The 26,967-nt window shown below is 72.8% G+C and carries 13 protein-coding genes; 7 read left to right on the top strand and 6 right to left on the bottom strand.

Going from position 1 to position 26,967, the window contains the following annotated elements; genetic code table 11:
* Positions 1-74 precede the first annotated feature (74 nt).
* The 3 genes from WME85_RS30205 to WME85_RS30195 all read left to right on the top strand — a co-directional run bounded on the left by WME85_RS30205 (position 75) and on the right by WME85_RS30195 (position 2,592).
* A complete protein-coding gene (locus WME85_RS30205; RefSeq protein WP_437826226.1) occupies positions 75-773 on the top strand; it encodes a TetR/AcrR family transcriptional regulator in 699 nt (232 codons plus the stop codon).
* A 169-nt stretch (positions 774-942) separates the two neighbouring features.
* Positions 943-1,809: a phosphatase PAP2 family protein gene (locus WME85_RS30200; RefSeq protein WP_437826224.1), complete on the top strand. Its 867-nt coding sequence runs from the start codon at positions 943-945 to the stop codon at positions 1,807-1,809.
* A 282-nt stretch (positions 1,810-2,091) separates the two neighbouring features.
* Positions 2,092-2,592, top strand: coding sequence for a hypothetical protein (locus WME85_RS30195; RefSeq protein WP_437826222.1), 501 nt, complete (start codon positions 2,092-2,094; stop codon positions 2,590-2,592).
* A 117-nt stretch (positions 2,593-2,709) separates the two neighbouring features.
* On the opposite strand, the gene ribA is transcribed toward WME85_RS30195, so the two are convergent.
* Both ribA and WME85_RS30185 read right to left on the bottom strand, forming a co-directional pair.
* Positions 2,710-3,468 carry a GTP cyclohydrolase II gene (ribA, locus tag WME85_RS30190; protein ID WP_437826220.1) on the bottom strand — a complete coding sequence of 253 codons (759 nt, stop codon included), beginning with the start codon at positions 3,466-3,468 and terminating at the stop codon, positions 2,710-2,712.
* A 599-nt stretch (positions 3,469-4,067) separates the two neighbouring features.
* Positions 4,068-5,522 carry an FAD-dependent oxidoreductase gene (locus WME85_RS30185; protein ID WP_437826218.1) on the bottom strand — a complete coding sequence of 485 codons (1,455 nt, stop codon included), beginning with the start codon at positions 5,520-5,522 and terminating at the stop codon, positions 4,068-4,070.
* A 500-nt stretch (positions 5,523-6,022) separates the two neighbouring features.
* Between WME85_RS30185 and WME85_RS30180 the strand changes: the two genes are divergently transcribed.
* Positions 6,023-7,270, top strand: a complete 1,248-nt coding sequence (locus tag WME85_RS30180) for a hypothetical protein (protein WP_437826217.1) — start codon at positions 6,023-6,025, stop codon at positions 7,268-7,270.
* Between the two features lie 43 nt (positions 7,271-7,313).
* Here WME85_RS30180 and WME85_RS30175 read toward each other — a convergent pair whose 3' ends face one another.
* The 4 genes from WME85_RS30175 to WME85_RS30160 form a co-directional block, all read right to left on the bottom strand.
* Positions 7,314-8,327 (bottom strand): aldo/keto reductase, encoded by a 1,014-nt coding sequence (locus tag WME85_RS30175; RefSeq protein ID WP_437826215.1) that lies wholly within the window; start codon positions 8,325-8,327, stop codon positions 7,314-7,316.
* Between the two features lie 259 nt (positions 8,328-8,586).
* Positions 8,587-9,828: an MFS transporter gene (locus WME85_RS30170; protein ID WP_437826213.1), complete on the bottom strand. Its 1,242-nt coding sequence runs from the start codon at positions 9,826-9,828 to the stop codon at positions 8,587-8,589.
* Positions 9,829-9,877: 49 nt separating this feature from the next.
* Positions 9,878-11,179 carry a glycosyltransferase gene (locus WME85_RS30165; protein ID WP_437826212.1) on the bottom strand — a complete coding sequence of 434 codons (1,302 nt, stop codon included), beginning with the start codon at positions 11,177-11,179 and terminating at the stop codon, positions 9,878-9,880.
* A gap of 52 nt (positions 11,180-11,231) precedes the next feature.
* Positions 11,232-11,972 carry a thioesterase II family protein gene (locus WME85_RS30160; RefSeq protein WP_437826210.1) on the bottom strand — a complete coding sequence of 247 codons (741 nt, stop codon included), beginning with the start codon at positions 11,970-11,972 and terminating at the stop codon, positions 11,232-11,234.
* A gap of 713 nt (positions 11,973-12,685) precedes the next feature.
* Between WME85_RS30160 and WME85_RS30155 the strand changes: the two genes are divergently transcribed.
* The 3 genes from WME85_RS30155 to WME85_RS30145 all read left to right on the top strand — a co-directional run bounded on the left by WME85_RS30155 (position 12,686) and on the right by WME85_RS30145 (position 26,932).
* Complete coding sequence (locus WME85_RS30155; protein WP_437826207.1) at positions 12,686-19,117, top strand: MupA/Atu3671 family FMN-dependent luciferase-like monooxygenase; 6,432 nt, start codon at positions 12,686-12,688, stop codon at positions 19,115-19,117.
* An 84-nt stretch (positions 19,118-19,201) separates the two neighbouring features.
* Complete coding sequence (locus tag WME85_RS30150) at positions 19,202-23,812, top strand: SDR family NAD(P)-dependent oxidoreductase (RefSeq protein WP_437826206.1); 4,611 nt, start codon at positions 19,202-19,204, stop codon at positions 23,810-23,812.
* Between the two features lie 12 nt (positions 23,813-23,824).
* Entirely contained in the window at positions 23,825-26,932 is a 3,108-nt protein-coding gene (locus tag WME85_RS30145; RefSeq protein WP_437826204.1) for a type I polyketide synthase, read from the top strand.
* Positions 26,933-26,967 lie beyond the last annotated feature (35 nt).

Here is a 26,967-nt window from a genome sequence, read left to right as displayed (position 1 = left end):
TCCGGAAAGTTTCCACCGCCTACATTTTTGTCCGGCCGCCCTCCTGCCCTGCGGGCGGCGGCCTTCGTGGTATCGTGCGCGCCTCTGCTGTGGCTTCCCCCTCGAGGCGCCGCCGCCCGCGCGCGCGCACCCCACCGGCATCCGCGCCCCCCTCCGTCGAGCGGCCGTACCACCATGGCGACCTCCGGCGCGCGGTGCTGGAGGAGGCGCTCTCGCTCATCGAGGCGCAGGGGAACGCGCGCTTCACGCTGCGCGAGGTAGCGCGGCGCATCGGCGTCTCGCACGCCGCGCCCTACCGCCATTTCCCGGACAAGCGCGCCCTGATGACGGAGCTCGCCGTCCAGGCGAGCACGGCGCTCCGCGCGCAGATCAAGGCCGCGATCGAGTCGGCCGGGGGCGACCTCCGGGCGCGCTTCCTGGCTGCCGGCTTCGCCTACGTCCGCTTCGCGCTGGAGCATCCGGCGCCCTTCCACGTGATGTACTCCAGCGAGGTCGACGCCGAGGACCCGCGCGTCGCGGCGGCCACGTCGCAGAGCCTGGGGCTCTTGCTCGAGTTCATCGAGGAGGCGCAGCGGGCCGGGGCGTTCCCGCCGGGCGAGCCGGGGGCGCTCGCGGTCCCGATCTGGGCGATGCACCACGGCCTCGCGACCCTCGCGGCGTCGGGGGCCCTGTCCAAGGCGGGGCCGGCGGAGCTGCGGCGCGTCGTCGACGACGCCCACGCGCGCCTCCTCGACGGGCTGCTCCACGCCGCGCCGGGGCCGCCGCGCGCCTGACCGGCGCCGCGAGCGCCGTGCGGCCGCCTCACGGAGCCTCACGGAAGGCGCGGGCCGCCCCGCGGCGCGCGCCGCCGCGGGGGCGTGCCCAATCCCCTGCGCGCGCCGCGGATTCCCGCGCGCGCCGCGGATTCCCGCGCGCTGCCGCCTGCGCTACGCTCGCCCTCCTTTGCGTGCCATCGCTGCGATAACGCTGTCCGCCGCCCTCGTCGCCCTCGTCTCCCTCTCGCCTGCCGCCGCCGCGGAGCCGTCCCCCGAGCTCACGTACTGGCCGGAGACCGACCTGCCCATCACCGTCGTCGGCGGCGCCGCCTGGGTCGCCACCGAGCTCGCCAAGAAGGGCCTCGCGCCCGCGTCGTGCCGCTGGTGCGCGGTCGGACGGCTCGACGCTTCGGTCCGCGACGCGGTGGTCTGGAGGGGCAACCCCGACACCGCCCATGATCTCAGCAACGTGACGGTCCTCGGCGTCGCGCCCGCCTCCGCGCTGGGCCTCACCGCGCTCGCCGCGTGGCACGACGGTCGGTCCGAGAACATCACCGCCGATCTCCTGATCGTCACCGAGGCGATGGTGGTGGCCATGGACCTGAACCAGCTCACCAAGTACGTCGTCGGCCGCCAGCGGCCCTATGCCCATTTCGGCAACGACGACGTGCTTTGCTCGCACGGGGGCTGCTCGCCCCCGGTCCCGCACGACGCCGATCTCTCCTTCTTCTCGGGCCACACCACCGCCGCCTTCTCCCTCGCCGCGGCGAGCGGCACCGTGGCGTCGATGCGCGGCTATCGCGCGGCGCCGTGGGTCTGGGCGCAGGGAATGGCGATCGCCGCCCTCTCCGGATACCTGCGGATGGCCGGAGACCGCCATTACCTCACCGACGTGCTCACGGGCGCCGCCGTCGGCTCCGCGGCCGGGGTGCTGATTCCGTATCTATTTCACGGCCCGCGCCCCGGTGTTGCCGGCCCGGACACGCGGAGTTTTCGCCTCTCGATCGCCCCGGCGCACGGCGGCGCCGGCGTGGGCGTCGCCGGCCATTTCTGAGCCGAGTGGGGCGAGCGCGAGCCTCGACAAGTGATCTCACTGCATTCCGACGGCCAATGTAAGTAGTCTTGACAAGCTGAGTTTCACTTTTACACTACCCCTGTCCTCACGGAGGCTGGCGCTCGGCGACCGTTGCTGGAGCGCGAATCGAATCTGTCGATACGCCGTGCCGCCCCGGCGGCGCTGGCGACGTCGAGCTGCGGTCCGGGACGGGCATGCACGCTGTTGCGGGCCCGTTTCGACGGAACTCCGTCAGCTCGACCCATGAAGGAGTCCGGCGACATGAATGTCGTTCACCATTCGTCACGCAATGGATGGATCGCGGGTGGCTTCGCCGCCTCGCTCCTCGTCCTCCTCGCAGGCTGCAGCGATCAGGCGCTCGGGGCGCCGATGCCGGCGTCAGGCGCCGAGCCGCCGCCTCGCGACGCGACCGCTGCCCGGCCCTCGGCGCGCGCCATCCAGGGCCAGCCCGCGCCTCGTCCGGCGGCCCCGGAGGCCGCGGCGCTCGAGCGCGACGCGCTGCTCCGGGAGGCCGGCCGGCTCGCGGAGATCAGGACCGTGCTCGCGCGATCGCCGGAGGCGCCGCTCTCGCTGCTCGACGAGCACCGGGCGGAGTTCCCGCAGGGCCGGCTCGCGGCGGAGCGGGAGCTCATCGCGATCGACGCGCTGCTGCGCCGCGGGGACGCCGATCGCGCGCGCGCCCGCGCCGAGGCGTTCCTCGCGCAGTTCCGGTCGAGCCCCCACGCCGGGCGGGTACGCCGCCTGGCCAGCGCCGCGCCGTGACACGATCGCGACGCCGTCGCGCGGCGCCGCGGGGAGCCTGATGGATATCGAGGAGGGCCCGCAGCGCCAAGGCAGCGGGCCCGGGCAGCCGGGCTCAGGCCTGCGCCGGCGGGCGCCTCAGCTCGCCGGCGTCCGATCCGACTCGGGCGGCGACATCCCGTCGACGACGACCGGATCGCTCTGCTCGACGAGGTGCGGCTTGCCCCAGGTGTCGATGAAATGCCCTGACCGCTTCGCCTTGGTCTCCAGGTAAAATCGATTGTGCTCGTTCGGCGGGATCACGTGCGGAATGCGCCCGGCCACGGACACCCCGTATTGCTTCAGCTGCTGCACCTTGTTCGGGTTGTTCGTGATGAGCTCGACCGATTTCACGTCGAGGCTGTGCAGCATGTGCGCCGCGACCGCGTAATCGCGCTCATCGTCCCGGAAGCCGAGCGCCAGGTTCGCCTCGACCGTGTCGAGCCCCTGGTCCTGCAGGGCATACGCGCGGATCTTGTTGATGAGCCCGATCCCGCGGCCCTCCTGGCGCAGGTAGAGCAGGATCCCCCGATCCATGCTCTTGATCTTCTTCAACCCCTCGAGGAGCTGATCGCGGCAGTCGCAGCGCAGCGAGCCCATGACGTCGCCGGTCAGGCACTCGGAGTGCAGCCTCGTCGGCACGTTCGAGGCGCCGACGACATCGCCGTGCACCATCGCGATGTGCTCCTTGGCGTCGCGGTTGTTCCAGAACGCGACGATGCGGAAGTGGCCGACGCGGGTCGGCAGCTCGGCGACGCCGACCACCCGCACACACACGTTCACCTCGCCGTACCCATCGCAGTCGTGCTCCTTGTCGCGCGCGACGAGCTCCAGCAGCGGGTTCATCGAATCGGTCATGGTCCTGTCTCCAGCGAGCGGGCGCATGCGAGCTCGGCAGCGCCCGCGCCGCCGACGGCGACCAGATCCTCTCTACCGGAGCTCGTCATGGGTTCAGGCGCGCACTTCTTACCAGAACACCACCCGCGGGCAACGTTTCGCCGCCGGGCGCCGCCGCCGAGCCGACCACCCGAGTGCCCTCAGGGCCGCGCGCTCGATGCGAGCTCCAGCTCGGGCCACAAGGCGCCTGTCTCCGCGCGGCGCGCTCTGCAACCGCGCGGCGCGCTCTGCAACGTGGCAGTCGCCGCGGCGGGCGCAGCGCGGGAGTCCCCGCGATGACGAGCCGCGCGGCCGCGCGCTGAGCACCTCGCCGGTCCCTCCTCTGGCCGGGCGAGTCCGCGGCGCTCGGGGAGCGCGGCGAGCGCGCCGAGCGCAGCGCTCGAAGCCTGGTGCTGGCGGTGGGATCGGGCTCGCGCCCTGGTGGCGTCACCCTCCATGCTGGCGAGGGCGCTCGCCGCTACGCGGTGCCGGCGCGGCGGCGGTGCCGACGCGGGCGCGGCGGCGATGGCCGGCCGCTCAGGTGGCCGCGGCCGGCCACCCAGGCGCCGGCGGCCGGCCGCTCAGGCGTCGGCCGGCTGCCGCGTGTAGACCGGGGCGGCCGCGTTCATCTGGGGCAGCGGGGCCGACGACCACCCCGCGCGCAGCACGCGCAGGAGCAGGCGCGGGTTCATGAGCGCCTCGGGCCCGTCGAGCATGTGCATCGCGCGCACGAAGCGCACGTAGACGTCGCGATCGACCTGCGTTGCGCGGTGCAGCATACCGGTGTACCAGCGCATCAACGGCTGGAGGAGCGGCCGCTGGCCCTCGGTCTCGGGGTAGGCGAGGTCCTCCCCCGTGGACATCTGCCACGGCAGGTCGACCGCCTTGGCCGCAGCCGCGTGGTAGCGGCGGGCGAGCCCGTCGATCGCGCCCTGGCCCGCGCGGCGGCGCTGCTCGACGAGCGCGGCGTCGAGCGCGAGCGCCTGGAGGCAGGCCGACGTCATCCCCTGCCCGTAGACGGGGTTGAAGCTCGCCAGCGCGTCCCCCAGCACGGCGAACCCCTCGGGCATCCGCTCCATGCGCTCGTAGTGCCGCCGGAGGTGCGCCGGGAACTTGTAGGTGGCGATCCCCGTCACCGGCTCGGCGTCGAGCAGCGCCCGGTACATCGCGTCGTTCGGCAGGCCCCGGGCGAACTCGAGGAAGCCCTCCGTGTCGGCGGGCGGGTGATCGCCGAAGAGGCCCGCGAGCACCGCCATCCAGCGCCCGCCCTCGATCGGCACGATACAGCCGAACCGCCGGCTGTCGGACGGAGAGCCGAGGACGTACAGCGAGGTCCACGGGACCTGCGCCATGTCGCGCGGCTGGTACTGCCGGCTGGCGTACCCGACGCGCACCTTGATCGCCGACTCGTCGGGCCGCGCGTACCCGAGCTCCTCGAGCCACGCCGGCGCGCGCGAGCCGCGCCCGCTGGCGTCCACCACGAGCTCCGCCTGCAGCTCCTCGACCTGAGCGGGCGCGTCGCGCCGCCGGACCACGACGCCGGTGACCCGGGCGCGATCGGGCGAGGCCGAGAGCTCGACCACGTCGCGCCGGTCCAGGCGCCGCACCTGGCTCAGGGCGAAGGTGCGGCGGCGCACGTGCGCCTCGAGCAGCGGCCGCGTCATGCACACGGTCTGCACCCCCGTCGCGCAGCGCGGCTTCCACGCGCCGAGGTGGTGCCAGGCGAGGCCGAGCCCGAAGTCGTACGCGATCGCCCCGTCCTGGATCAGACCCTCGGTGAAGCCGGGGAAGAGGTCGTTCAGGATGCGCTCGCCCCGGGCGAGCAGCCCGTGGACCTGGCGCGCCTGCGGCACGCCCTGGCGGGCGTCACAGAGGTCGTCGGGGATGCCGTCTCGCTCGACGACGATGACCTCGTCGAAGTGATCGGCGAGCACGCGGGCCGCGACCAGGCCCGCGATGCTCCCGCCGATCACCACGGCCCTGCGGCCGCCGAACCGGTGACTGGAACGGAGGTTCTGCTGGGTGGAACGGTTCATGGTGTCTCGGCGATTGCAATACTCGGGCCGTTCCTGACGAAGGCAAGGCCGATGCATCACGCGCCGTCCTGCCAGGGCGGGACGACGCGCCGCGCCGGTCGCAAGCAGCGCGCGGTTGCGCGCCCTCCCGGTCGCGCAAGCGCGCAATCGCCGGACGCTCTCCGTCGCGATGAAAAGGCCATCGGGGCCGTGCGCTTCGTCGTCATTGAACACGATCGAACAGGGGACTCGGCATCGGCCGGATCCGAGCGGTCCTGCCTGGAAATCCCCGTCTGGCCGCAGGCGGCGACATCGCGGCGCGCGGGAGAGCAGCTCCCATGATGGATTCGGCCGAGCTCCTCCGGGATGGACTGAACGAGCTCGGGCCATCCGGGAACTCACGACCAGGAAGACAGGTCTGCTCCGCTCGCGCTGAGCGTGTGGACGTGCGCGGGCGCAGCCTGTGCGTGCCGCGCGCGTCTCGCGCTGAGCACGACCAGAAAGACAGAAGGAGCCACGTCATGCGCACTCACGCCCTCATCGCTCTGCTCGGCGCCCCGTTGCTCGCCGGGTGCTCCTCCGGAGAATCCGGCGCTCAGACGCCGGACACCGCCCATCTCGAGCCTCCTGCGCCCGGGGCTGGCGTCCAGTACCGCATGGTGTCGACGGTCGCGCCCGGGCAGGAGATCGAGCGGTGCAAGCTCATCGTCGCTCCCCCCGAGGGGCTCACCGTCCGCGCCGACGAGGTCCGGTTCTCGGCCGGGAGCCATCATGTCGTCCTCTACAAGACGGCCTACAAGCAGATCCCGGCCGAGACGCGCGAGGGCGTCCGTGTGGACGCGGCCGAGGTCCACGATTGCAACAGCGGCGCCACGGCGGCGTGGGAGATCACTGGCGTTGTCGCCGGCTCACAGTCGTTCGGCGGCGACTCCTTCCTCGGCGATCTGCCGGACGGGGTGGCCCTCAAGGTGGAACCCGGCACGGTGCTCGTGATGAACACCCACTATCTCAACGCCTCGCCGGAGCCGCTCGTCGCGGACGCGCGCGTGAACCTCTACACCATGCCGCCCGAGCAGGTGGAGCAGGAGGCGGGCATGCTGTTCCACTACAACCCCTTCATCCGGGTGCCCGCGAACGGGGCGGCCTCGGCGCGCATGAGGTGCCGCATCGACGAGGACATCTCGATCGTGCGGGTTCAGTCCCACATGCACCGGCGCGGCGTGGGGTTCGCCGCCCACCGCGTCCGCGGCGACGGCGCGATGGAGGAGATCTACGCCAACGAGGCCTGGGAGGAGGTGCCCGCGAAGGTCTTCCCGTCTCCGCTCGAGGTCAAGGCGGGCGAGGCGCTCGACTTCCGTTGCGATTACGCGAACGCGGAGTCGCGCGACGTCGTGCAGGGCCTGACCACGCGCGACGAGATGTGCATGCTCATCGGCCCCTACTTCCCGCGCAGCCCCGAGATCGACAACTGCACCGACGCGCAGGGGCTCCCCGCCGAGACGTGGATCGGCTCCGGCGCCGCGACGTGCGCGGAGACGCTCGCGTGCGCCTCCGCGGCGGCGAGCGAGGCCGCGCTGTACGGCTGCGTCGTGAACAGCTGCGCGGGCGCGGCGGCGCAGGTCTCAGCTGCCCTGCGCTGCCAGATCTTCACCGCGGGCCAGGGCGCCTGCGCGGACGCTTGCGCCGGGGACGCCGACCGCTGCGCCGCGTGCGTGGACGAGGCTTGCGCCGCGGACGTCACGGCATGCCAGGCGGCCGCTTGCGACTGACACCCGCGCGCGAGCGGAGCCGCTGGTCGAGCCGCGAGCCGCTCTACCAGCGGCGCGGGTGCGGGCGGAAGTCCGCGAAGCCGTCGGTGTAGTAATAGGGCACGAGCGCGCTGCCGGGCGGCGAGATGCTGTCGATGCGCTTGAGATCTTCCGGCGTGAGCTTCACGTCGACGGCGCCGAGCTGCTCGTCGAGCTGCGCCACGCTGCGCGGCCCGAGGACCGGGCTCGTGACGGCGGGCATGTGCAGCAGCCAGGCCAGCGCGAGCTGCGTCATCGAGCAGCCCTTCTCCTTCGCCAGCGCGGCGAGGCCGTCCAGCGCCTCGAAAGCGGCGGGCGTGAAGTGCTTGTCGCCCCAGGCGTTCCCCGGCTGCAGGCGCCCGCCTTCCACGACGTTCCCGCGCGTGTACTTGCCCGTCAGCAGGCCGCCCGCGAGCGGCGACCACGGCATGATCCCGAGGTCGTACGTCTGCGCCAGGGGGATCAGCTCGCGCTCGACGCTGCGCTCCAGCAGGTGATACGGCGGCTGCTCCGCCACGAAGCGGTTCAGGCGCAGGCGATCCGACACCCACAGCGCCTCGAGGACCGACCACGCGGCGAACGTGCTGCACGCGATGTACTGGACCTTGCCCTGGTGGATCAGGTCGTCCAGCGCGCGCAGCGTCTCGTCGATGGGCACGTCCGACTGCGGGCGGTGGATGTAGTAGAGATCGATCGTGTCGGTCTTCAGCCGCCGGAGCGACTCGTGCGCCTGCTCCATGAGGTGGCGCCGGTGATTGCCCGAGGCGTTGGGGTCCCCGTCGCGCATCTTGACGTTGACCTTGGTCGCCAGCACGACGCCCTTTCGCTTGCCGTCGCGGTCGAGGGCGCGCCCGACGATCTCCTCGCTGAGCCCGCGCCCGTAGACGTTGGCGGTATCGATGAAGTTGATGCCTGCGTCCAGCGCGCGATCCACGACGCGCAGCGCGTCGTCCTCCGGCGTCTTGCCGCCGAACTCCATCGAGCCCAGGCAGAGCGCGCTCACCTGCACGCCCGTGCGTCCTAACGTCCTGTAGTTCATGGACAAGTCTCCTCGCGTACTCTCGTGTGTCGTGTGGGGTTTCGCGGAGGCGACCCGGCGGGCGCCCCTCGCGTGGTGCGGGTCTCTAGCTCCCGCGTCGTTCCCTGTCCCGCGACCACCGCGCCTCCAGGCAATGTCTCAAGCGCAGACGCCGTGGTGCGATCGGCCGCGCAGAGCGCTACCGGGGAACAGCCAAAGAGTCAAGGAGAGGTCGCCGTCGAGCGTCTCGCAGCGTCTCGCTGGCTGCGGAGGACCCTTCTCAGGTCGTCGCGTTGTTGAACGCCGGACTTCGGGAGAAGATCCAGGCCAGCCCGACGATCGCTCCGCCCCCGAGGAAGAGACCGGAGAGCGTGTGCTCGGCTGCGAAGCCGCTCGCCGCATACGAGACCGGGCCCAGGCCGTTCGCGGACAGCACCAGGATGGACATCACGCGGCCGAGCATCGCTTCGGGGACGCGCGCCTGGAGCCAGCTGAGCCCTTGTACGTTCAGATAGCCGAGCGCGACGCCAGCGCTGAACACGGTCACGAAGACCAGGGCGAGCAACTGCGGGAACATCGTCGCGACGCCGAGGAGCGCCATGCCGGCCGCGAGCCCCCCCGTGGTCCACCGGGTCACGGGGCCAGGGCGGCCCGGGCGCGGGAGCAGCGCCGCGGCCAGCATGCCCGCGAGCGATCCCGCCGCGAACGTGCCCATGACCGCCCCCAGCATCGTCGAGCCAGCCCCGAGCCCTCCGCGCACGAGCGCGGGCAAGCCTACCGCGATCGGCCCGAGGACCCCGAGGTTGATAGCGGCGACGATCACGAGCACCGTGCGCAGCACCGGGTCGGCGACCACGGCGCGCGCCACGTCCCGGGTGGCCATCGGCGGCTTGGCGGGCTGCGCCGCGCCTGGCGCGGCCTGAGACGCAGAGTGGGACCTGAGCAATCGGCTCATCCAGAACAAGGTCGTAACAACGACCACGAACGACAGCGTGTCGATGGCGAACGCCCCGGCGATCCCGACGGCAGAGACGACGACGCCGGCGACCGCGGGCCCGATGATGCCCGCGAACGCGGAGGTCCCCTGGACCGCCGCGTTCGCGGCCGGCAGGTGCTCCTCCGCGACGAGGCGCGGCGTGATGCTCATGTACGCCGGGAACGCGAGCGCGTCCGCTGACCCGAACGCGACGCCGAGCACGAAAAGGTGCCAGATCTCGGTCTGGTCCGTGATGACGAGCGCGGTCAGGACCGCGACGATGACCGCGCGGGCAACGTTGCTCACCAGCAGCACGGTCTGCGGGCTCCATCGATCCACGACCACGCCGCCGACCGGCATGAGCGCGGCCCGCGGGATGGCCGCCGCCATCAGCACGTTGCCGAGCGCGGACGGCGACCCGGTGAGCTCCAGCGTCATCCAGGGCAAGGCCAGCAGGTAGAACTGGTCGCCGAGCACGGAGATCGCCTCGCCCGCCCAGAAAATACGAAAGATTCGGTTCGCGAGGAGCTGCTTGATACCGTTCATGTCACCGTGGTTCCGTGGAGGGCGGGGCTGGAATGGCGAGCGTTCACGCTCATGTCATCACGACGCGCTGCTGGTCCGCCCGGGTCGGGCCCCGGGCGGCGCCGCCGATGACGCCGTGGATGCGGTCCACGGCCTCCTTCAGCCCGTCTTCCGCCCGGACGCGCCGCCCTAGCTCCGCCGCGCGCGTCCGCATCTCCGCGTCGTGCGCGAGGCGGTCGAACGCTCCGGCGAGGCGCGTGGCGGTGAGGTCGCGGAGGCGGAGCGGCGCCGGGGCCACCCCGAGCTCGGACACGCGCTTGCCCCAGAAGGGCTGATCGAAATTGTACGGGATCACGAGCGAGGGGACGCCAGCCCGGAGCACGGCCCCGGTCGTCCCCGCTCCCCCGTGGTGCACGACGCCTGCGGCCCGCGGGAACAACCAGTCGTGCGGCGCCTGGTCGAGCGCGTAGACGGAGTCAGGCAGCTCGACCCCTTGACCCAGATCGCCCCACCCGCCGAGGAGGACGGCGCGCTGACCTGCCTGGCGCAACCCGCCGAGGAGGAGGGTGAGGAGCCGCCTGGGATCGGCGTTCGTCATGCTGCCGAACCCGATACATAGCGGCGGCGGCCCTGCCTCCAGGAACCGCGACAAGGAGGCCGGAGGCGTCCACGCCGGGGCAGCGTCGAGGAACAGGAAGCCGGTGACGTGGAACTGCGCCGGCCAGTCGTCCGGCTTCGGCACCACCGAGGGGCTGTACGCGTGCAGCGTCGTCGGCTCGCCGGCGGGGCGCACGCCGAGGTAGGGCAGGGGGGCGAGGCCCAGCTCGCGCCGGAGCGCCTGGACCCCCTCGCGCCCGATCGACCAGATCGCGAGCGCCATGGCTTCGCCCAGGGCGCGGTTCACCCACGCGCCCCCGTCGAACGTCGACCCCATGAGCGGCGGAGGGAAAGCCGACGACGGCGCCATGGGCTGGAGCGCCACCGAGACCGCCGGGATTCGGAGCGCCTCGGCCACGGTGCTGCCCGCCGCAAGGCCGCTCTTGTAGACGAGCGCGTCGACTCCTTGGGAGATGCGGAGGGCGTCTCGGCTGATCCTGGCCTGACGCTCGCGAAGCCGCGCGAGCGGCGCCCCCCGGAACGCTGAGAGGATACTGCCTGACTGTACGATCTTCTTGGTCTCGGACTCCTGCATCAACGACCGGCTGTCAGGGCCCATGGCCTGGAACTCCACGCCGTGCTCCGCTGCGAGCGACGAGAAGTTCGGCGGCGCCCCGAGGAACACGGAGTGACCGGCGCGCCGGAGCGCCTGCGCGAGCGCGAGGAAGGGCTGGATGTCTCCACGGGAGCCGATGGTCAGGACGGCGATGCGCATTGGGTCTCGTTTTCGGTGCTGGCGAGGTGGGGCACTGTCCGGTGCATGAGGCTCACGCGCTCTTCGAGAGGGCCCGGCGGACCGCCTGGATCGCGCCTCGCGGCGTCTCGCGGAGGAAGAAATGGTCCCCCAGGAACGTCTGCGTCTGGAAGGCGCCGCGCGTCAGCGCGCGCCAGCCGGCGAGGTCCTCGTCGGGCACGTAGTCCGTGTTACCGCGGAACGCCGAGATGGGGCACGACAGGGCTTCCTCCTCGACATACTCGTACTCCTCGCAGAGCCGGGTGTCGGCCTCCAGCGTGGGCACGAGGAGCTCGAGCAGCTCCCCCTTCATCTCCGCGGGGACAGCCAGGGCGCCGGTGAGCCGCTTCGTCGCCTCGTGCCTCACGGTGCCGGCCCGATCCTCGCGGCGCTGCAGGTGCGGCGCGCAGTAGCTCGCGACGAAGAGGTGCGCCGGCATGGGCAGGCCGCGGCGCCGCAGCTCCCGGGTCAGCTCGAAGCCGATCAGCGCGCCCATGCTGTGGCCGAAGATCGCGTAGCGCCGATCCAAATACACCGTCAGCGCATCGGCGAGGCGGGCGACGAGGGGGCGGATGCTCGGCACGGCCGGCTCGCGAATCCGGCTCTCCCGGCCGGGCAGCTGCACCGGGCACACCTCGGCGAGCGGCGCCAGCTCCGCGCTCCAGGGATGGAACAAGGACGCGCCGCCGCCCGCGTGGGACAGGCAGAAGAGCCGGAACGGCGCCTCCGGACGGGGGACATGAAAGGCGAGCCAGGCCTCCTCCGCCGCCGTCACGACGTCACCTCTGCAGGGCCGGCCGCGCGGCCAGCATTGCTGAGCCCGGTTGCTTTCAACAGAAGATCCCACTGTCTGTTCATCGCCGCCCATCCTCTCGATCCGGGACGCCGGCCGCGCGCGCCGCCTCGCCGGAGATACCCGCCCGCGTGAGGCTCATGGCACGGGACCAGGGGGCCTCTCTCGCACCGGTGCACCTTGAGGGCGTCGCTGTCCAGGCGCGCTACCGCAAGGCCGGTCGCCGAATCTAGCACACTCTCATCGCCCTTCATCTCGCCGATGTCAACCAGAGTCGTGAGCAAGAAGTCGACGGTGGGCATGGAACGCCTTGCGGAACCCTTGTGGAGCCGCGTGACGGCTCGGTGAATGGTCAGGCTCGATGATCCATGGCGCATCTTACCTCTTTGCAAGACTTCTCGTCTCGTGTTAAGGGTACACACTACGCTGGCGGGCGCACATCGCCTGGGTCCAGGATGAACGCCGAGGGGCGGGAATGTACGCGGTATCGCCGGCGTAGGGGTCTTCGGCCTGTTAACAACGATTAACACGCCGGAAACACAAGGCAGTTTATTGTTCGAATAGGTTCTCCTCTTATCCGCGCCAAGCGAAGCGGGGCGGCGTCCCCCGTCTACGGACCGCGTGCGCTCTGAGCGCCGGTGCCGTTGCGGGTGTGCTGCGATATTTCGCTGTGCTCGTTCACCATGGACCTTGAAATGGATCGCGACATCTCGAAGTGCGCAACCCTGCCGGATCTTTTGAGGTTTCAGGCCGAGAGGCGGGGGGATGAGCTGCTCTATCGCTACCTGAGCACCGGAGATCCGGACGGGCCCGCAGAGGAGTGGACCTTCGCGGACTTCGAGCGTCGCTCCCGGGGTGTCGGCGCCCTGCTCCAGGAGGCCGGCGCCGCCGGGGAGCGGGCGTTGCTCGTCTATCCGCCTGGCCTCGAGTTCATCGAGGGATTCATGGGATGCCTGTGCGCGGGGGCGATCGCCGTCCCCACCTATCCGCCGGATCCCACGCGCCTGGAGAGGACGCTGCCCAGGCTGCGCGCGATCGCTCAGGACTCCGGTGCAAAATTCGTCCTCACCACGACATCGATCCTGGCCATGGCCGAGGCGATCCTGCCGTCAGCGCCTGAGCTCGCTGCGCTTCGCTGGGTGGCCACCGACGCCCCATCGCCCGAGCTCGCCGCGGCCTTCCGCGCGCCGCAGCTCGCCGCCGATGCGCTCGCATTTTTACAGTACACCTCCGGATCGACGGGTGATCCGCGGGGCGTGATGATCACGCACGCGAACGTGCTCCACAATGAGCGGGCGATCGCGCGCGCCTTCCGGCACGACACGAGCTCGCGCGGGGTCGGGTGGCTGCCCGTGTTCCATGACATGGGGCTCATCGGCAACGTCCTTCAGCCGCTCTATACGGGCTTCTCCTGCACGCTGATGTCGCCGCTCGCCTTCCTGCAGCAGCCGCTCCGGTGGCTGAAGGCCGTCTCCCGCTTCCGGGCGACGACGAGCGGCGGGCCGAACTTCGCCTACGAGCTGTGCGTGCGCAAGGTGCGCCCGGAGGACCGGGCGGGCCTCGATCTGAGCTCCTGGGACGTGGCGTTCAACGGGGCAGAGCCGATCCGGAGCGCCACCCTCGATCGGTTCGCCGAGGCGTTCGCGCCTTGCGGCTTCCAGCGAGAGTCGTTCTATCCCTGCTACGGTCTCGCCGAGTCCACGCTCATCGTCTCGGGAGCAGAGTCGCGGCGCGCTCCGGTCACTCGCGCCGTCTCGGCGGCTGCGCTCGGCGCCGGCGACGCGCAGGATGCGCGCGAGGGCGGCGATGCGGCGCGCTCTCTGGTCTCCTCGGGCCAGCCAGCGCTCGATCAGCGCATCCTCGTGGTGGACCCTGGCACCGGCGCGCCGCTGCCCGCCGGCAAGGTCGGCGAGATCTGGACCGCCAGCCCCAGCGTGGCGCTCGGCTACTGGGGTCGCGCCGAGGAGACGGCGCGGGCCTTCGGCGCGCGGCTGCCGAGCGGCGAAGGCCCGTTACTGCGCACAGGCGACCTCGGCTTCGTGCTCGATGGAGAGCTGTTCATCACCGGGCGGTCCAAGGACGTCATCATTCTCCGGGGCCGCAACCACTATCCCCAGGACATCGAGCAGACCGTCGAGGCGACGCACCCGGCCGTGCGGCCCGGCTGCGTCGCGGCGTTCGCGCTGGAGGTCGACGGCGCCGAGCGGCTCGGCGTGGCGGCGGAGATCGACCCGGCGCGCGCGGGCGGGGATCCTGGCGCCGTGGGGCGCGCGATCCAGCAGGCGATCGCGGCCGAGCACGGGCTGCCGGTCCACGTCCTGGCGTTGCTCCCTCCCCAGGGGATCCCGAAGACCTCGAGCGGAAAGATCCAGCGCCGCGCGACGCAGCAGGCGCTCTCCTCGGGGGCGCTGCCGGTGCTGCTGCGCCTGGAGGGCGCGGCCGAGCTCGCGGACGGCGAGGGCGCCGAGGCGGGCGGCGGGTTCGCCGTCAAGGACGCGCTCGAGGTCGCGCCCGCGGCCGAGCGCGGCGCGCTGATCCTGACGCTGCTCCGCCACGAGCTCGCGCGGGAGCTCCAGCAGGATCCGGCGCGCATCGACGCCGAGCGCGCCCCGGCGGAGCTCGGGCTCGACTCGCTGGGGATGCTCGCCGCAGAGGGGCGGATCGAGGGAGCGCTGGGCATCGCGCTGCCGCCCATGCTCCTCTGGCGCCACCGGACGCTCGCCGCGGCGGCAGAGGAGCTGCTGGCCGCGTGGGAGGCCCGCGAGGCCGGCGCGGCGCCGGGCGCTCCGGCGGCAGACGCGCCCGCCGCGCCGGGGGTGTCCTCCGGGCAGGCGCGGCTCTGGTTCCTCGACCGGCTGATGCCCGAGAACGCGGCGTACCACGTGCACGCCGGGCTGCGCATGCGCGGCCCCCTCGACACGGCGGCGCTCGAGCGGAGTCTCTCCGCGGTGGTCGAGCGCCACGCCGTCCTGCGGACCTCGTTCGTCGCGGGGGACGACGGGGCTCCGCGCGCCGAGGTGGCGCCGCCGGCGCCTGTCGCGCTGGCGATCGTCGATCTCCGGAGCCAGCCGGCGGAGGCGCTGCGGGCGCTGTCGCACGCCGAGGGGACCCGGCCGTTCGACCTCGCGGCGGGCCCGCTCTTCCGGGCGACGCTGGCGCGCGTCGCGGACGACGAGCACGAGCTGCTCCTCACCGTGCACCACACGGTGACGGACGGCTGGTCGATGGGCATCCTGACCCGGGAGCTCGCGGCCCTCTACGCGCACCACGTGCAGGCGCGCCAGGGCGAGGCCCCGCGGCTGCCGCCGGCGCCGCGGTACGACGACTACGTACGATACACCCGCGCTCGCGGCGGAGAGCTCGACGCGCAGCGCGCGTTCTGGAGGGGCCGGCTCTCGGGCTTGCCGCGGCTCGATCTACCCATCGCCCGCACCCCGTCGGGGCCGCCTTCGTCGCGGGGGGCCACGATCCGCGCGACGCTGCCCGCGGAGCTCGTGGAGGGCGTACGGCGGGTCGCGCGCGAGCGCGGGACCACGCTGTTCGCCGCGATGCTCGGGGCCTTCGGCGCGCTGCTGCACCGCTACAGCGGCCAGAGCGATCTCGGCATCGGCACCGTCGTCGCCAACCGCGGGCGCAGGGAGCACCAGAGCCTGGTCGGCTTCCTGACCAACACCCTCGTGATCCGCCTGGATCTCGCGAGGGATCCCTCCTTCCTGGAGCTCATCGAGCGCAGCCGGCGCACGGTCAGCGACGCGCTCGCCCACGCCGAGCTCCCCTTCGACGAGGTGGTGCGGGCGTCCCGGGCGGCCACCGACGTGGATCACAACCCGCTCTTCCAGGTGGCCTTCATGATGGAGAGCCTGCCGCCGCTCGACCTCAGCGTGCCGGGGATGAGCTGGGAGACCCACCTCGACGTGCCCGACGGCTCGCTCGAGGACACGGCGAAGTTCGACCTCGCCCTCATGATGGTCGAGTCCCAAGGCGGCGCGACGCTGGCCTTCCAGTACAGCGTCGATCGGTTCGACGCGGCGTCGATCCAGCGGCTCGTCGCGCACTTCGAGGTGCTGCTGCGCGGGCTGGTCAGCGAGCCCGCGCGCCGGATCTCGGCGCTCCCGCTGCTCACCGCCGAGGAGCGGCGGCAGATCCTCCGCGAGTGGAACGCGACGGCCCTCGATTTCCCGCGCGACGCCTGCATTCACCGCCTGTTCGAGGCGCAGGTCGAGCGGACGCCGGGCGCGACGGCGGTGACCTTCGGCGACGTCTCGCTGAGCTACGCGGAGCTCGACGCGCGGGCCAGCCGGCTGGCCGCGCGGCTCCTCGCGTCCGGGGTGGGGCGCGAGGCCCGGGTAGGGCTCTACGCGGAGCGCTCCGTGGAGCTCGCGGTGGGCCTGCTGGGCATCCTCAAGGCGGGGGCGGCCTACGTGCCGCTCGATCCGGCCTACCCTGCGGACCGGATCGCCTACGTCCTGACGGACGCCAGCGTCGCCGCGCTGGTCACGCAGGAGCACCTCGCCGCGGACCTGCCGGACCAGGGCTGCCCGGTCCTGTGCCTGGACGGGCCCGACGCGGCCGACGAGGGCGGCGCGGCGGCTGCGGCGCCGTCGATCGAGGTCGACCCGCGCTCGCTCGCGTACGTCATCTACACCTCGGGATCCACCGGGCGCCCCAAGGGCGTCATGCTGAGCCACCTCGGCGTGGTGAGCTTCTTCGCGTCGATGGACGAGCGCGTCGGCGCGCAGCCGGCGGGGGTCTTCCTGGCGCTCACCAGCGTGTCCTTCGACATCTCCGTGCTGGAGCTGCTCTGGACGGTGACGCGCGGGTTCCACGTCGTCATTCACCCCGAGCAGCGGACCGCGGCGCTGCGCGCAGGCGGCCGAACGCGCGCCGCCGACTTCAGCCTCTTCTACTTCGCCGACGACGAGGAGCGCGGCGGCGGGGATCGCTTCCGGCTCCTGCTCGAGGGGGCGCGGTTCGCGGACGAGAACGGCTTCGCCGCTGTCTGGACCCCGGAGCGCCACTTCCACGCCTTCGGCGGCCTCTACCCGAACCCGTCGGTCACCGGCGCGGCCGTCGCGGCGGTCACGCGCCGCGTCGGGATCCGCGCGGGCAGCGTGGTGCTCCCGCTCCATCACCCCGTCCGCGTCGCGGAGGAGTGGTCGCTCGTCGACAACCTCTCCGGCGGCCGCGTGGGCGTCTCCTTCGCGACCGGGTGGCACGCCGACGACTTCGCCCTCGCGCCCGAGCGGTACGAGGGGCGACGCGAGACCATGATGGAGGGCCTGGAGCTCATCCGGCGCTTCTGGCGCGGAGAGCCGGTGAGCCTGAAGAACGGGGCTGGACAGCTCAAGGAGTTCCGGTTGCGGCCGCGCCCGGTGCAGCGCGAGCTGCCCTTCTGGCTCACGGCCGCGGGCAACCCGGAGACGTTCCGGGTGGCCGGCGAGATCGGGGCCAACGTGCTCACCCACCTGCTCGGCCAGAGCCTCGAGGAGCTGCGCGAGAAGATCGCCCTGTACCGGGAAGCCCGCCGCGGCGCCGGACACGAGGGGTCGGGGCACGTGACCCTCATGCTCCACACCTTCGTGGATCGGGACATGGAGGTCGTGCGCGAGAAGGCGGCGGAGCCCTTCCGGCGCTACCTGAAGAGCTCTCTCGACCTCATGCGCGGCTTCGGGCGCGCCGTGGGCATCAACATCGACGCGAGCACGTTCAGCGAGGCCGATCTCGACGCCCTCGTGAGCCGGGCCCACGAGCGCTTCTTCGCGCAGAGCGGCCTCTTCGGGACGCCGCGATCCTGCGAGGAGATGGTCGGTCGCATCGAGGAGCTCGGCGTCGACGAGATCGCTTGCCTCATCGACTTCGGCGTCGATACGGACTCGGCGCTCGCCGGGCTGCGGTACGTCGACGCCCTGCGGCGACGCGCGCAGCGGCGCCCGCCGGCGTCGGTGCAGGTGCCGGCGCAGATCGCGGCGCACGGCGTGACGCACGTGCAGTGCACGCCGTCGTTCGCGCAGGCGCTCCTCCTCGATCCGGACGCCGAGGGGGCCCTGTCCTCCCTCCGCGCGCTGCTCGTCGGGGGCGAGGCGTTGCCCACGCCGCTCGCGGCGCGCCTCACCGCGGCGGCGCCAGGCCGGGTGATCAACATGTACGGTCCGACCGAGACCACCATCTGGTCCGCGACGCGCCGGGTGCAGTCCGAGGAGCAGGGCGCGGTGGTGAGCATCGGCACGCCGATCGGGAACACGTCGCTCTACGTGCTCGACGCCCGGCTGGAGCCGGTCCCGATCGGGGTCCCGGGAGAGCTGTACATCGGCGGCGTCGGCCTGGCCCGCGGCTACCACGCCAGGCCGGAGCTCACGGCCGAGCGCTTCCTCCCCGATCCCTTCGCCGCCGACGGGGCGCGGATGTACCGCACCGGGGATCTGGCGCGCTACCGCCCGGACGGCTCAATCGAGTTCCTGGGCCGGTCCGATCAGCAGATCAAGCTGCGCGGCTTCCGGATCGAGCTCGGCGAGATCGAGGCGAGGCTCGCCGAGCACCCGGACGTCCGTGAGGTCGCCGTCGCCGTGCGCGAGGAGCGGCCCGGAGATCAGCGGCTGGTCGCGTACGTCGTGCCGCGCGGCGCCGCCGCGCCGGACGCGGAGGAACTCCAGCGCTTCGCGCGGCAGCGGCTGCCCGAGTACATGGTCCCCGCGGCCGTGGTCCGCCTCCAGGCGATGCCGATGACCCCGAACGGCAAGCTCGATCGCAAGGCGCTTCCGGCGCTCGGGGCCGAGCCGGCGCGGCCGCGGCAGGCCTTCACGGCCGCGCGCAACGACATGGAGCGCCAGATCGCCGCGATCTGGACGAGCGTGCTCGGCGTGCCGGAGGTGGGCATCCACGACAACTTCTTCGACCTCGGCGGCCACTCGCTGCTGCTCGCGCAGGTGCACGCGCGCGTCCGGGCGAGCCTCCGGTCCGATCTACCGCTGATGAGGCTCATCGAGCACCCGACGGTCGCCTCGCTGGCGCGCCACCTGAGCGAGGAGCCCGCGGCGGCCGCCGCGACGGTGGCCCGGTCGGCGCAGGACCGCGCGCGGCAGCAGGTGGAGGCGCTCCGGCGCCAGCGGGCGCGGGAGCCGAAGCGCTGAGCGACCGCTGGCGCTCTCCTCTCGGGCGCCAGCGCGAAGGGTTCACGCAGAGAGACAACAGCGGACAGCAAAGAGCATCCATCCATGAGCGAGGATCATCTGCACTCCCCCGATACGTCGTCCGATTCCCCCGACGACTCCTTCGACATCGCGGTCGTCGGGATGTCCTGCCGGCTCCCTGGAGCCCAGAGCGTCGAGGACTTCTGGCGCGTCCTGCGCGAAGGGGTGGAGTGCATCCGCCCCTTCAGCGACGACGAGCTCCTGTCCCGCGGCGTCTCGCGGGAGGCGTTGAGCGCCGAGGGCTTCGTCAAGGCGGGCGCCGTGCTCGACGACGTCGACCGATTCGACGCCGCGTTCTTCGGCTACTCGCCCCGCGAGGCCGAGCTCATGGACCCCCAGCACCGGCTGTTCCTGGAGTGCGCCTGGGAGGCCCTGGAGCGCGCGGCCTGCGTGCCGGACGCCGGACGCACGGTGGGCGTGTTCGCGGGGGCCGGGCTGAGCACGTACCTGCTCTACAACCTGGCGTCGCGCCCGGACCTGTTCGACGCGGACGACAGCTTCCAGATCATGATCGGGAACGACAAGGACTTCCTGGCCACCAGGCTGTCCTATCTCCTGGATCTGCGGGGGCCGAGCGTCACGGTGCAGACGGGGTGCTCGACCTCGCTGGTGGCCGTCCACCTCGCCTGCCAGGGCTTGCTCGGCTACCAGTGCGACGTCGCGATCGCCGGCGGCGCCGCGGTGCAGGTGCCGCAGCGCACCGGCTACCGCTACCAGCCCGAGGGCATCGCCTCGCCGGACGGGCACTGCCGGCCCTTCGACGCCGACGCGGGCGGCACGATCTTCGGCAGCGGCGTCGGCGTCGTGGTCCTGAAGCGGCTCTCGGACGCGCTCGCGGACGGCGATCACATCCACGCCGTCATCAAGGGGAGCGCGATCAACAACGACGGTTCGGCCAAGCTCGGCTACACGGCGCCCAGCGTCGAAGGGCAGGTGGAGGTCATCACCCGGGCGCAGTCGATCTCCGGCGTGTCGCCGGAAAGCATCGGGCTCATCGAGGCGCACGGCACCGCGACCGCGCTCGGCGATCCGGTGGAGGTCGAGGCGCTGACGCGCGTGTTCCGGGGGGCGACGGGCGACGCGAAGTTCTGCGCGCTCGGCTCGGTGAAGTCGAACATCGGCCACCTCGACGCCGCCGCCGGCGTGGCCGGCCTGATGAAGGGCGTGCTCGCGATCGAGCACGGGGAGCTGCCGCCCACGCTGCACTTCCAGCGGCCGAACCCGCGGTTCGAATGGCAGGAGAGCCCGTTCTTCGTCAACGCCGCGCTGCAGCCCTGGGCGCGCGCCGGGGGGCGTCGCCGCGCTGGCGTGAGCTCCTTCGGGATCGGCGGCACCAACGCGCACGTGATCCTCGAGGAGGCCCCGCCGCGGTCGCCGTCGGGGCCCTCGCGACCCCACCAGCTGCTCGTGCTGTCGGCGAAGACGACCGCCGCCCTGGACCGGGCGACGGCCGATCTGGCCCGCCACCTGGAGCAGCACCCGGAGCTGCCGATCGCCGACGTGGCCTACACGCTCCAGGTCGGGCGCCGGGCGCTCCCGCACCGGCGAGCGGTCGTTTGCTCGGACGCGGCGGACGCGGCGCGCGCCCTCGCCGAGCTGCCACCGCAGCGCTCGGCCTCGGGCGACGCCCGAAGCCGCCAGGTGGTGTTCATGTTCCCCGGCGGCGGCGCCCAGCACCCGGGTATGGGCGCGTGGCTCTACGAGCACGAGCCGACCTTCCGCCAGCACATCGACGCGTGCGGTGACATCCTGGCGCCCCGCCTCGGCGTCCACCTGCGGGACGTCATCTATTCGACCGCGTCTCGCGCCGCGGGCGGCGCCCAGGAAGCCCGCCTGACGCGCACCGGCGTCGCCCTGCCCGCGCTGTTCGCCGTCGAGTACGCCCTCGCCCGGCTCTGGATGGACTGGGGCGTGGAGCCCACCGCCATGATCGGGCACAGCATGGGCGAGTATGCCGCTGCCTGCCTGGCCGGCGTCTTCTCGCTGGAGGACGCGCTGGCCCTCGTGGCCGAGCGCGGCCGCCTGTTCGAGGGCGTGCCGAAGGGCGCGATGCTGAGCGTGGAGCTGCCGGAGCCCGAGCTGCGGAAGCTCTGCAGCGATCGGCTGTCGATCGCCGCGGTCAACGGGCCGGAGCAGGGCGTGATGTCCGGCGACGAGGCCGCGATCGAGGAGCTCGCGGCGGCGCTCGAGCAGCGCGGCGTCGAGGTCCGGCGCGTCCACATCGACGTCGCCGCCCACTCGCACCTCATCGAGGGCATCATGCCGGCGTTCGCCGCGTTCCTCCGCACGCTGCGGCTCGGAGCGCCCGAGCGCCCGTTCGTGTCCAGCGTGACGGGCACGTGGATCACCGAGAGCGACGCGACGAGCGTCGACTACTGGGTGAGGCACCTGCGCCAGACGGTGCGCTTCGGCGACGGGGTGCGGACGCTCCTCGAGGAGCCCGGTCGCGTCCTGCTCGAGGTGGGCCCGGGCCGGGTCCTGAGCTCGCTGGCGCGGCTCCAGGCCGCGCCCGACAGCGGCGCGGTGATGCTCACGTCGATGCGCTCCCCGGTCGAGGAGCGCCCGGACACCGAGGTGCTGCTGACGACGTTCGGGCGGCTCTGGGCGCTGGGGGTGAAGGTCGATTTCGCCCGCGCGTCGGCGCACGAGCAGCGGCGGCGCGTCCCGCTGCCGACCTACCCGTGGGAGCGCCGCCGCTTCTGGATCGATCCCCGCCCCGCCGGCGCGAGCCGGCCTGAGCTCGCCCCCGCGGAGCGGCGCGAGCTCGCGGACTGGTTCTACCTGCCCTCGTGGCGGCGCGCTCCGTCGCCGGCCCCGGCGACCCCCGCGGGGGCGCGCTGGCTGGTCTTCGTCGATCCCGGCGGGGTGGGGCCTCAGGTCGCGGCCCGGCTCGCCGCGAGGGGCCACGACGTGACGACGGTCGCGCCCGGGACGGCGCTGCGCCAGGTCGACGGCAAAACCTACGAGCTCGACCCCGAGCGGGAGGACGCCTACGCGTCGCTGCTCGCCGAGCTGGAGCGCGCGGGGCGGCGCCCCGACCGGATCGTCTACACCTGGGGCCTGCTGGAACCGCCGGCCGGCGCCGACCCTGTCGAGCACGCGCGGCGGCTCGGGCTGGACGCCCTGATCGCGCTCGGCAAGGCCCTCGGCGCCTCCTCCGAGGCGCGGCCCCTCCACCTCGCGGTGGTCGGGAGCGGTATCGAGGCCGTATCGGAGGGCGAGGTGGTGCGGCCCGAGCGGACGCTGGCCCTCGGCCCCTGCCGGGTGCTGCCGCTGGAGCAGCCGGGCGTCACGTGCGCGCTGATCGACATCGCGGGCACGGCGCTGAGCGAGCTCACGCTGGACCGGCTCGCGGCCGAGGTGGAGGGGCCCGCGCAGAGCGCGGTGGTGGCGCTCCGCGGCGCCCGGCGGCTGGTGCAGGCGTTCGATCCGGCGCGGCTCGACCCGCCGGCGTCGCCGGTGCTGAGGCCCCGCGGGACGTACCTCATCACCGGCGGCCTCGGTGGCATCGGCCTCGTCATGGCCGAGCACCTGGCGCGGCGGGCGCAGGCGCGCCTCGCGCTCGTCGGGCGCGCCGAGCTGCCCGAGCGCGAGGCGTGGCCTGCCTGGCTCGCCGACCACCCGGAGGACGACGTCACCTCGGCCCGGATCCGCCGCGTGCAGGCGATCGAGGCGCTCGGCGCGGAGGTGCTGGTGCTGGGCGCCGACGTGGCGGATCCCGAGCAGGTCGGGCGCGCGCTCGGGCAGGTCCAGGAGCGCTTCGGCGCGCTCCACGGCGTGATCCACGCGGCCGGCGTCCCCGCCGGGGGCCTCATCCAGGCCAAGGACCGCGACGCCGTTGCGCAGGTGCTGAGGCCGAAGGTGCAGGGGACGCTCGTCCTCGATCGGCTCCTCGCCGGCACGCCGCTCGACTTCTTCGTCCTCTGCTCGTCCCGGACCGCGGCCACGGGCGACCTGGGCCAGGTCGACCACGTCGCCGCGAACGCCTTCCAGGAGGCGTTCGCGGAGCGGTGCGCCCAGGAGGGCCGCGCCAACGTGATCGCGCTCGCGTGGGACACGTGGGCCGAGGTCGGGCAGGCCGTCACCACCGCCGTCTCCGGGGCGCTGGAGGGGATGCGCGCGCAGCTGCTCGCGCACGCGATCAGGCCGGCCGAGGGGCCGGAGGTGCTGGAGCGGGCCCTCTCGCGCCCCGCGGCGCGGATCGTGGTGTCCACGCGCTCGATCGAGGCGGCGGCCGAGGAGAGCCGGCGCGTCGCGCGGGAGCTGATGACGGCGCTGGGCGTGACGGACGAGCCCGCGACGGGCGCGGCCCCGCGCCCGCTGCCGGCGCCGGGGGACGCGGAGCACATCATGGCGAGGATCTGGGAGCGCGTGCTCCGCGTCGAGCGGGTGGGCCCGCACGACAGCTTCTTCGATCTGGGCGGCAACTCCGTGCTGGGCTTGCGCCTCATCGCGGAGATCAAGCGCGAGCTCGGCCTGTCCCTGCCGGCGGTCAGCCTCTTCGAGAACCCCACCGTGACCGCGCTCGCGCGGCGCGTCGCCGGAGGGCACGACCCCGACGACGCCCACGACGATCGTCGGAGCCGGGGCGCACGCCGCCGCGAGCGCCACCAACGCAAGCAAGACGCGAAGTAGGAGTCGCCTTCCATGAGCCACGCCAATGGCAACGAGATCGCCATCATCGGGATCGCAGGTCGTTTCCCCGGTGCCGAGAGCCTCGAGGAGCTCTGGCAGAACCTGTGCGATGGCGTCGAATCCATCGAGACGTTCACCGAGGAAGAGCTCGCTGCGCGCGGCGTGGCCGAGCACCAGCGCCGCGATCCGCGCTTCGTGAAGGCGGCGGCGTCGCTGCGCGACCCGGCCACGTTCGACGCCGGCTTCTTCGGCTACACGCCGCGGGAAGCGGAGCTCATCGACCCGCAGCAGCGCGTCTTCCTGGAGTGCGCCTGGGAGGCGCTCGAGGACGCCGGCCACGCCCCCGCCGACCAGGACCTCCTGGTGGGCGTCTTCGGCGGCGCCGCGCTGAGCTCGTACCTCGTCTTCAACATCCTCTCCAACCCAGCGCTGCTCGCCACGCTCGATCCGCTGCAGGTCAACCTCGGCAACGCCAACTCCTTCCTGACCACGCGCGCCTCGTACAAGCTCGACCTCAAGGGCCCGAGCTTCCTCGTGGAGAGCGCCTGCTCGACCTCGCTCGTGGCCATCCACGTCGCCTGCCAGAGCCTGCTCAACCACGAGTGCGATCTGGCGCTCTCGGGCGGCGTCTCCATCAACCTGGGCGTGCAGCACGGCTACCGTTACATCGAGGGGAGCATCCTCTCCCCCGACGGCCGGTGCCGCCCCTTCGACGCGAACGCCAGCGGCATCGTCTTCGGCAGCGGCGCCGGCGTCCTGGCGCTGCGGCGGCTCGAGGACGCGATCGCCGACGGCGACCCCATCTACGCGGTCATCCGCGGCTCCGCGGTCAACAACGACGGGGCGCTCCGGGCGGGATACACCGCGCCGGGCGTGGACGGGCAGGCTCAGGTGATCACCGAGGCGCTGGCCAACGCCGACATCCCCGCCGAGACCATCGGGTACGTGGAGACGCACGGCACGGGCACGGCGCTCGGCGATCCGATCGAGATCCAGGCGCTCACCCGCGCGTACCGCGAGCAGACGCAGGCGAAGGGCTTCTGCGCCATCGGCTCGCTCAAGGCGAACATCGGCCACCTGGACGCGGCCTCGGGCGCGGCGGGCCTCATCAAGGCGACCCTCGCGCTGCATCGCCGCCTGCTCCCGCCCAGCATCAACTGCGAGACCCCGAACCCCACGATCCCGTGGGAGTCCTCGCCGTTCCGTGTCTGCACCTCCCTCACGCCGTGGGAGGCCGGCGCGCAGCCGCGGCGCGCGGGCGTGAGCTCGTTCGGGATGGGCGGCACGAACGCGCACGTGATCCTGGAAGAGCCGCCGGCGCGCCTGTCGGAGCCGCCGGCGCGGGACCGGCAGGTCCTCGTGCTGTCCGCGAAGAGCCCGTCGGCGCTCGACGCCATGACAGCGCGCCTCTCGCGCCACCTCCGGAGGCACCCCGACACGAACGTCGCCGACCTGGCCCACACGCTGCAGGTCGGCAGGCAGCGCTTTCCTCACCGCCGCGCGCTCGTTTGCGACGGCAAGGACGCGGCCAGCGCGGCGGCGGCGCTCGAGGAAGCCGCCGGCCGGGCCTTCACCGGCCACGAGCAGCGCGCCGGCCGCCCCGTGGTGTTCATGTTCCCCGGCCAGGGCGCGCAGCACGTGCAGATGGGGGCGCGGCTCTACGCCAACGAGCCGGTGTTTCGCCGATACGTCGACGAGGGCGCCGCCATCCTCCGGCCCCTGATGAAGCAGGATCCGCGGGAGCTGCTCTACCCCGGGACGGAGCCGACCGAGGTCGCGCGCGCCGCCGTCGATCGCACCGAGCTCGCGCAGCCCCTCCTGTTCCTGATCGAGCACGCGCTCGCCCAGATGTGGATGTCCTGGGGCGTCACGCCCGCGGCGATGATCGGCCACAGCGTGGGCGAGTACGTGGCCGCGTGCCTGGCCGGGGTGCTGTCGCTGAGCGACGCGCTCGCCCTCGTCGTGGCCCGCGGCCGGCTGATGCAGTCGCTGCCGCCGGGCGCGATGCTCTCGGTGAACCTGCCCGAGGCCGAGCTGTCGCGCCTCGTCGAGCACCCGCTCGGGATCGCGGCGGTGAACGCGCCGTCGCTCTGCGTGGCCTCGGGCCCGGTGGAGGCCATCGCCGACCTGGAGCGCCGCCTCGGCGCGATGGGCGTCGGCGCGCGCCGCCTCCGGACCTCGCACGCCTACCACTCGCCGCTGCTCGAGCCCATCGTCGGGCCGTTCGCCGAGCAGTTGAAGCGGGTCCGCCTGAGCGCGCCGCGGCTGCCCTTCATCTCCAACGTGACCGGCACGTGGATCACCGCGCAGGAGGCGCAGGACCCGGCGTACTGGGTGCGCCACCTGTGCAAGACCGTCCGCTTCGCCGCCGGGATCGAGGTGCTCGCCGAGCGGCCGGACCGGGTGCTGCTCGAGGTGGGGCCGGGTCGTTCGCTGGTGACCATCGCGCGCCAGCAGAAGACCTTCGCTGGCGACGGCGGCGCGCTGCACTCGCTCCCGCACCCCACGGACGCGGCCGCGGACGACGTCCACCTGTTCGAGACGCTGGGCCGCGCGTGGATCGCCGGCGTCGACGTCGACTGGCGGGCCCTGCACGCGGGGGCGCGCCGGCTGCGGCTCTCCCTGCCGACGTACCCCTTCGAGCGCCGGCGCTACTGGATCGAGCCGGGGACGCTCGCGCAGGGCGGGCTCATCCCCGCCGCGCCTGCTGACGCCGCGGCGGAGCCGCTCGCCGACGCGACCCCGTCGCCCGCAGGCGCGGCGGTCCAGTCGCACCCCCGCCCGCGGCTCCGCACGGCGCTCGTCCCGCCGCGCACCGACGATGAGCGCACCATCGCGCGCATCTGGCAGGAGGTCCTCGGCATCGACGAGGTCGGCGTGGACGACAACTTCTTCGAGCTGGGGGGCCACTCGCTGCTCGCCACGGCGGTGATCGGCAGGCTGCGCGAGAGCTTCCACCTCGAGGTGCCCCTGCAGATGCTCTTCGAGGCGCAGACGGTGGCCACGATGGCCGCGGTGGTCGTGGCTCTCCAGGGGAGCGCGGGCGGCGATGATCCGCAGGTCAGGGCGCTCCTGGAGAAGCTGGCGGAGCTCGCCGAGGGAGATCCAACGGACGTATGACGCGGCAGCAGGGTGGAGTTTTCGCTCGGCCGTCA

The organism is Sorangium sp. So ce1153 (assembly GCF_051521595.1).
Taxonomy (GTDB): Bacteria; Myxococcota_A; Polyangia; order Polyangiales; family Polyangiaceae; genus Sorangium.
This window is presented reverse-complemented; position numbering and strand designations above follow the sequence as displayed.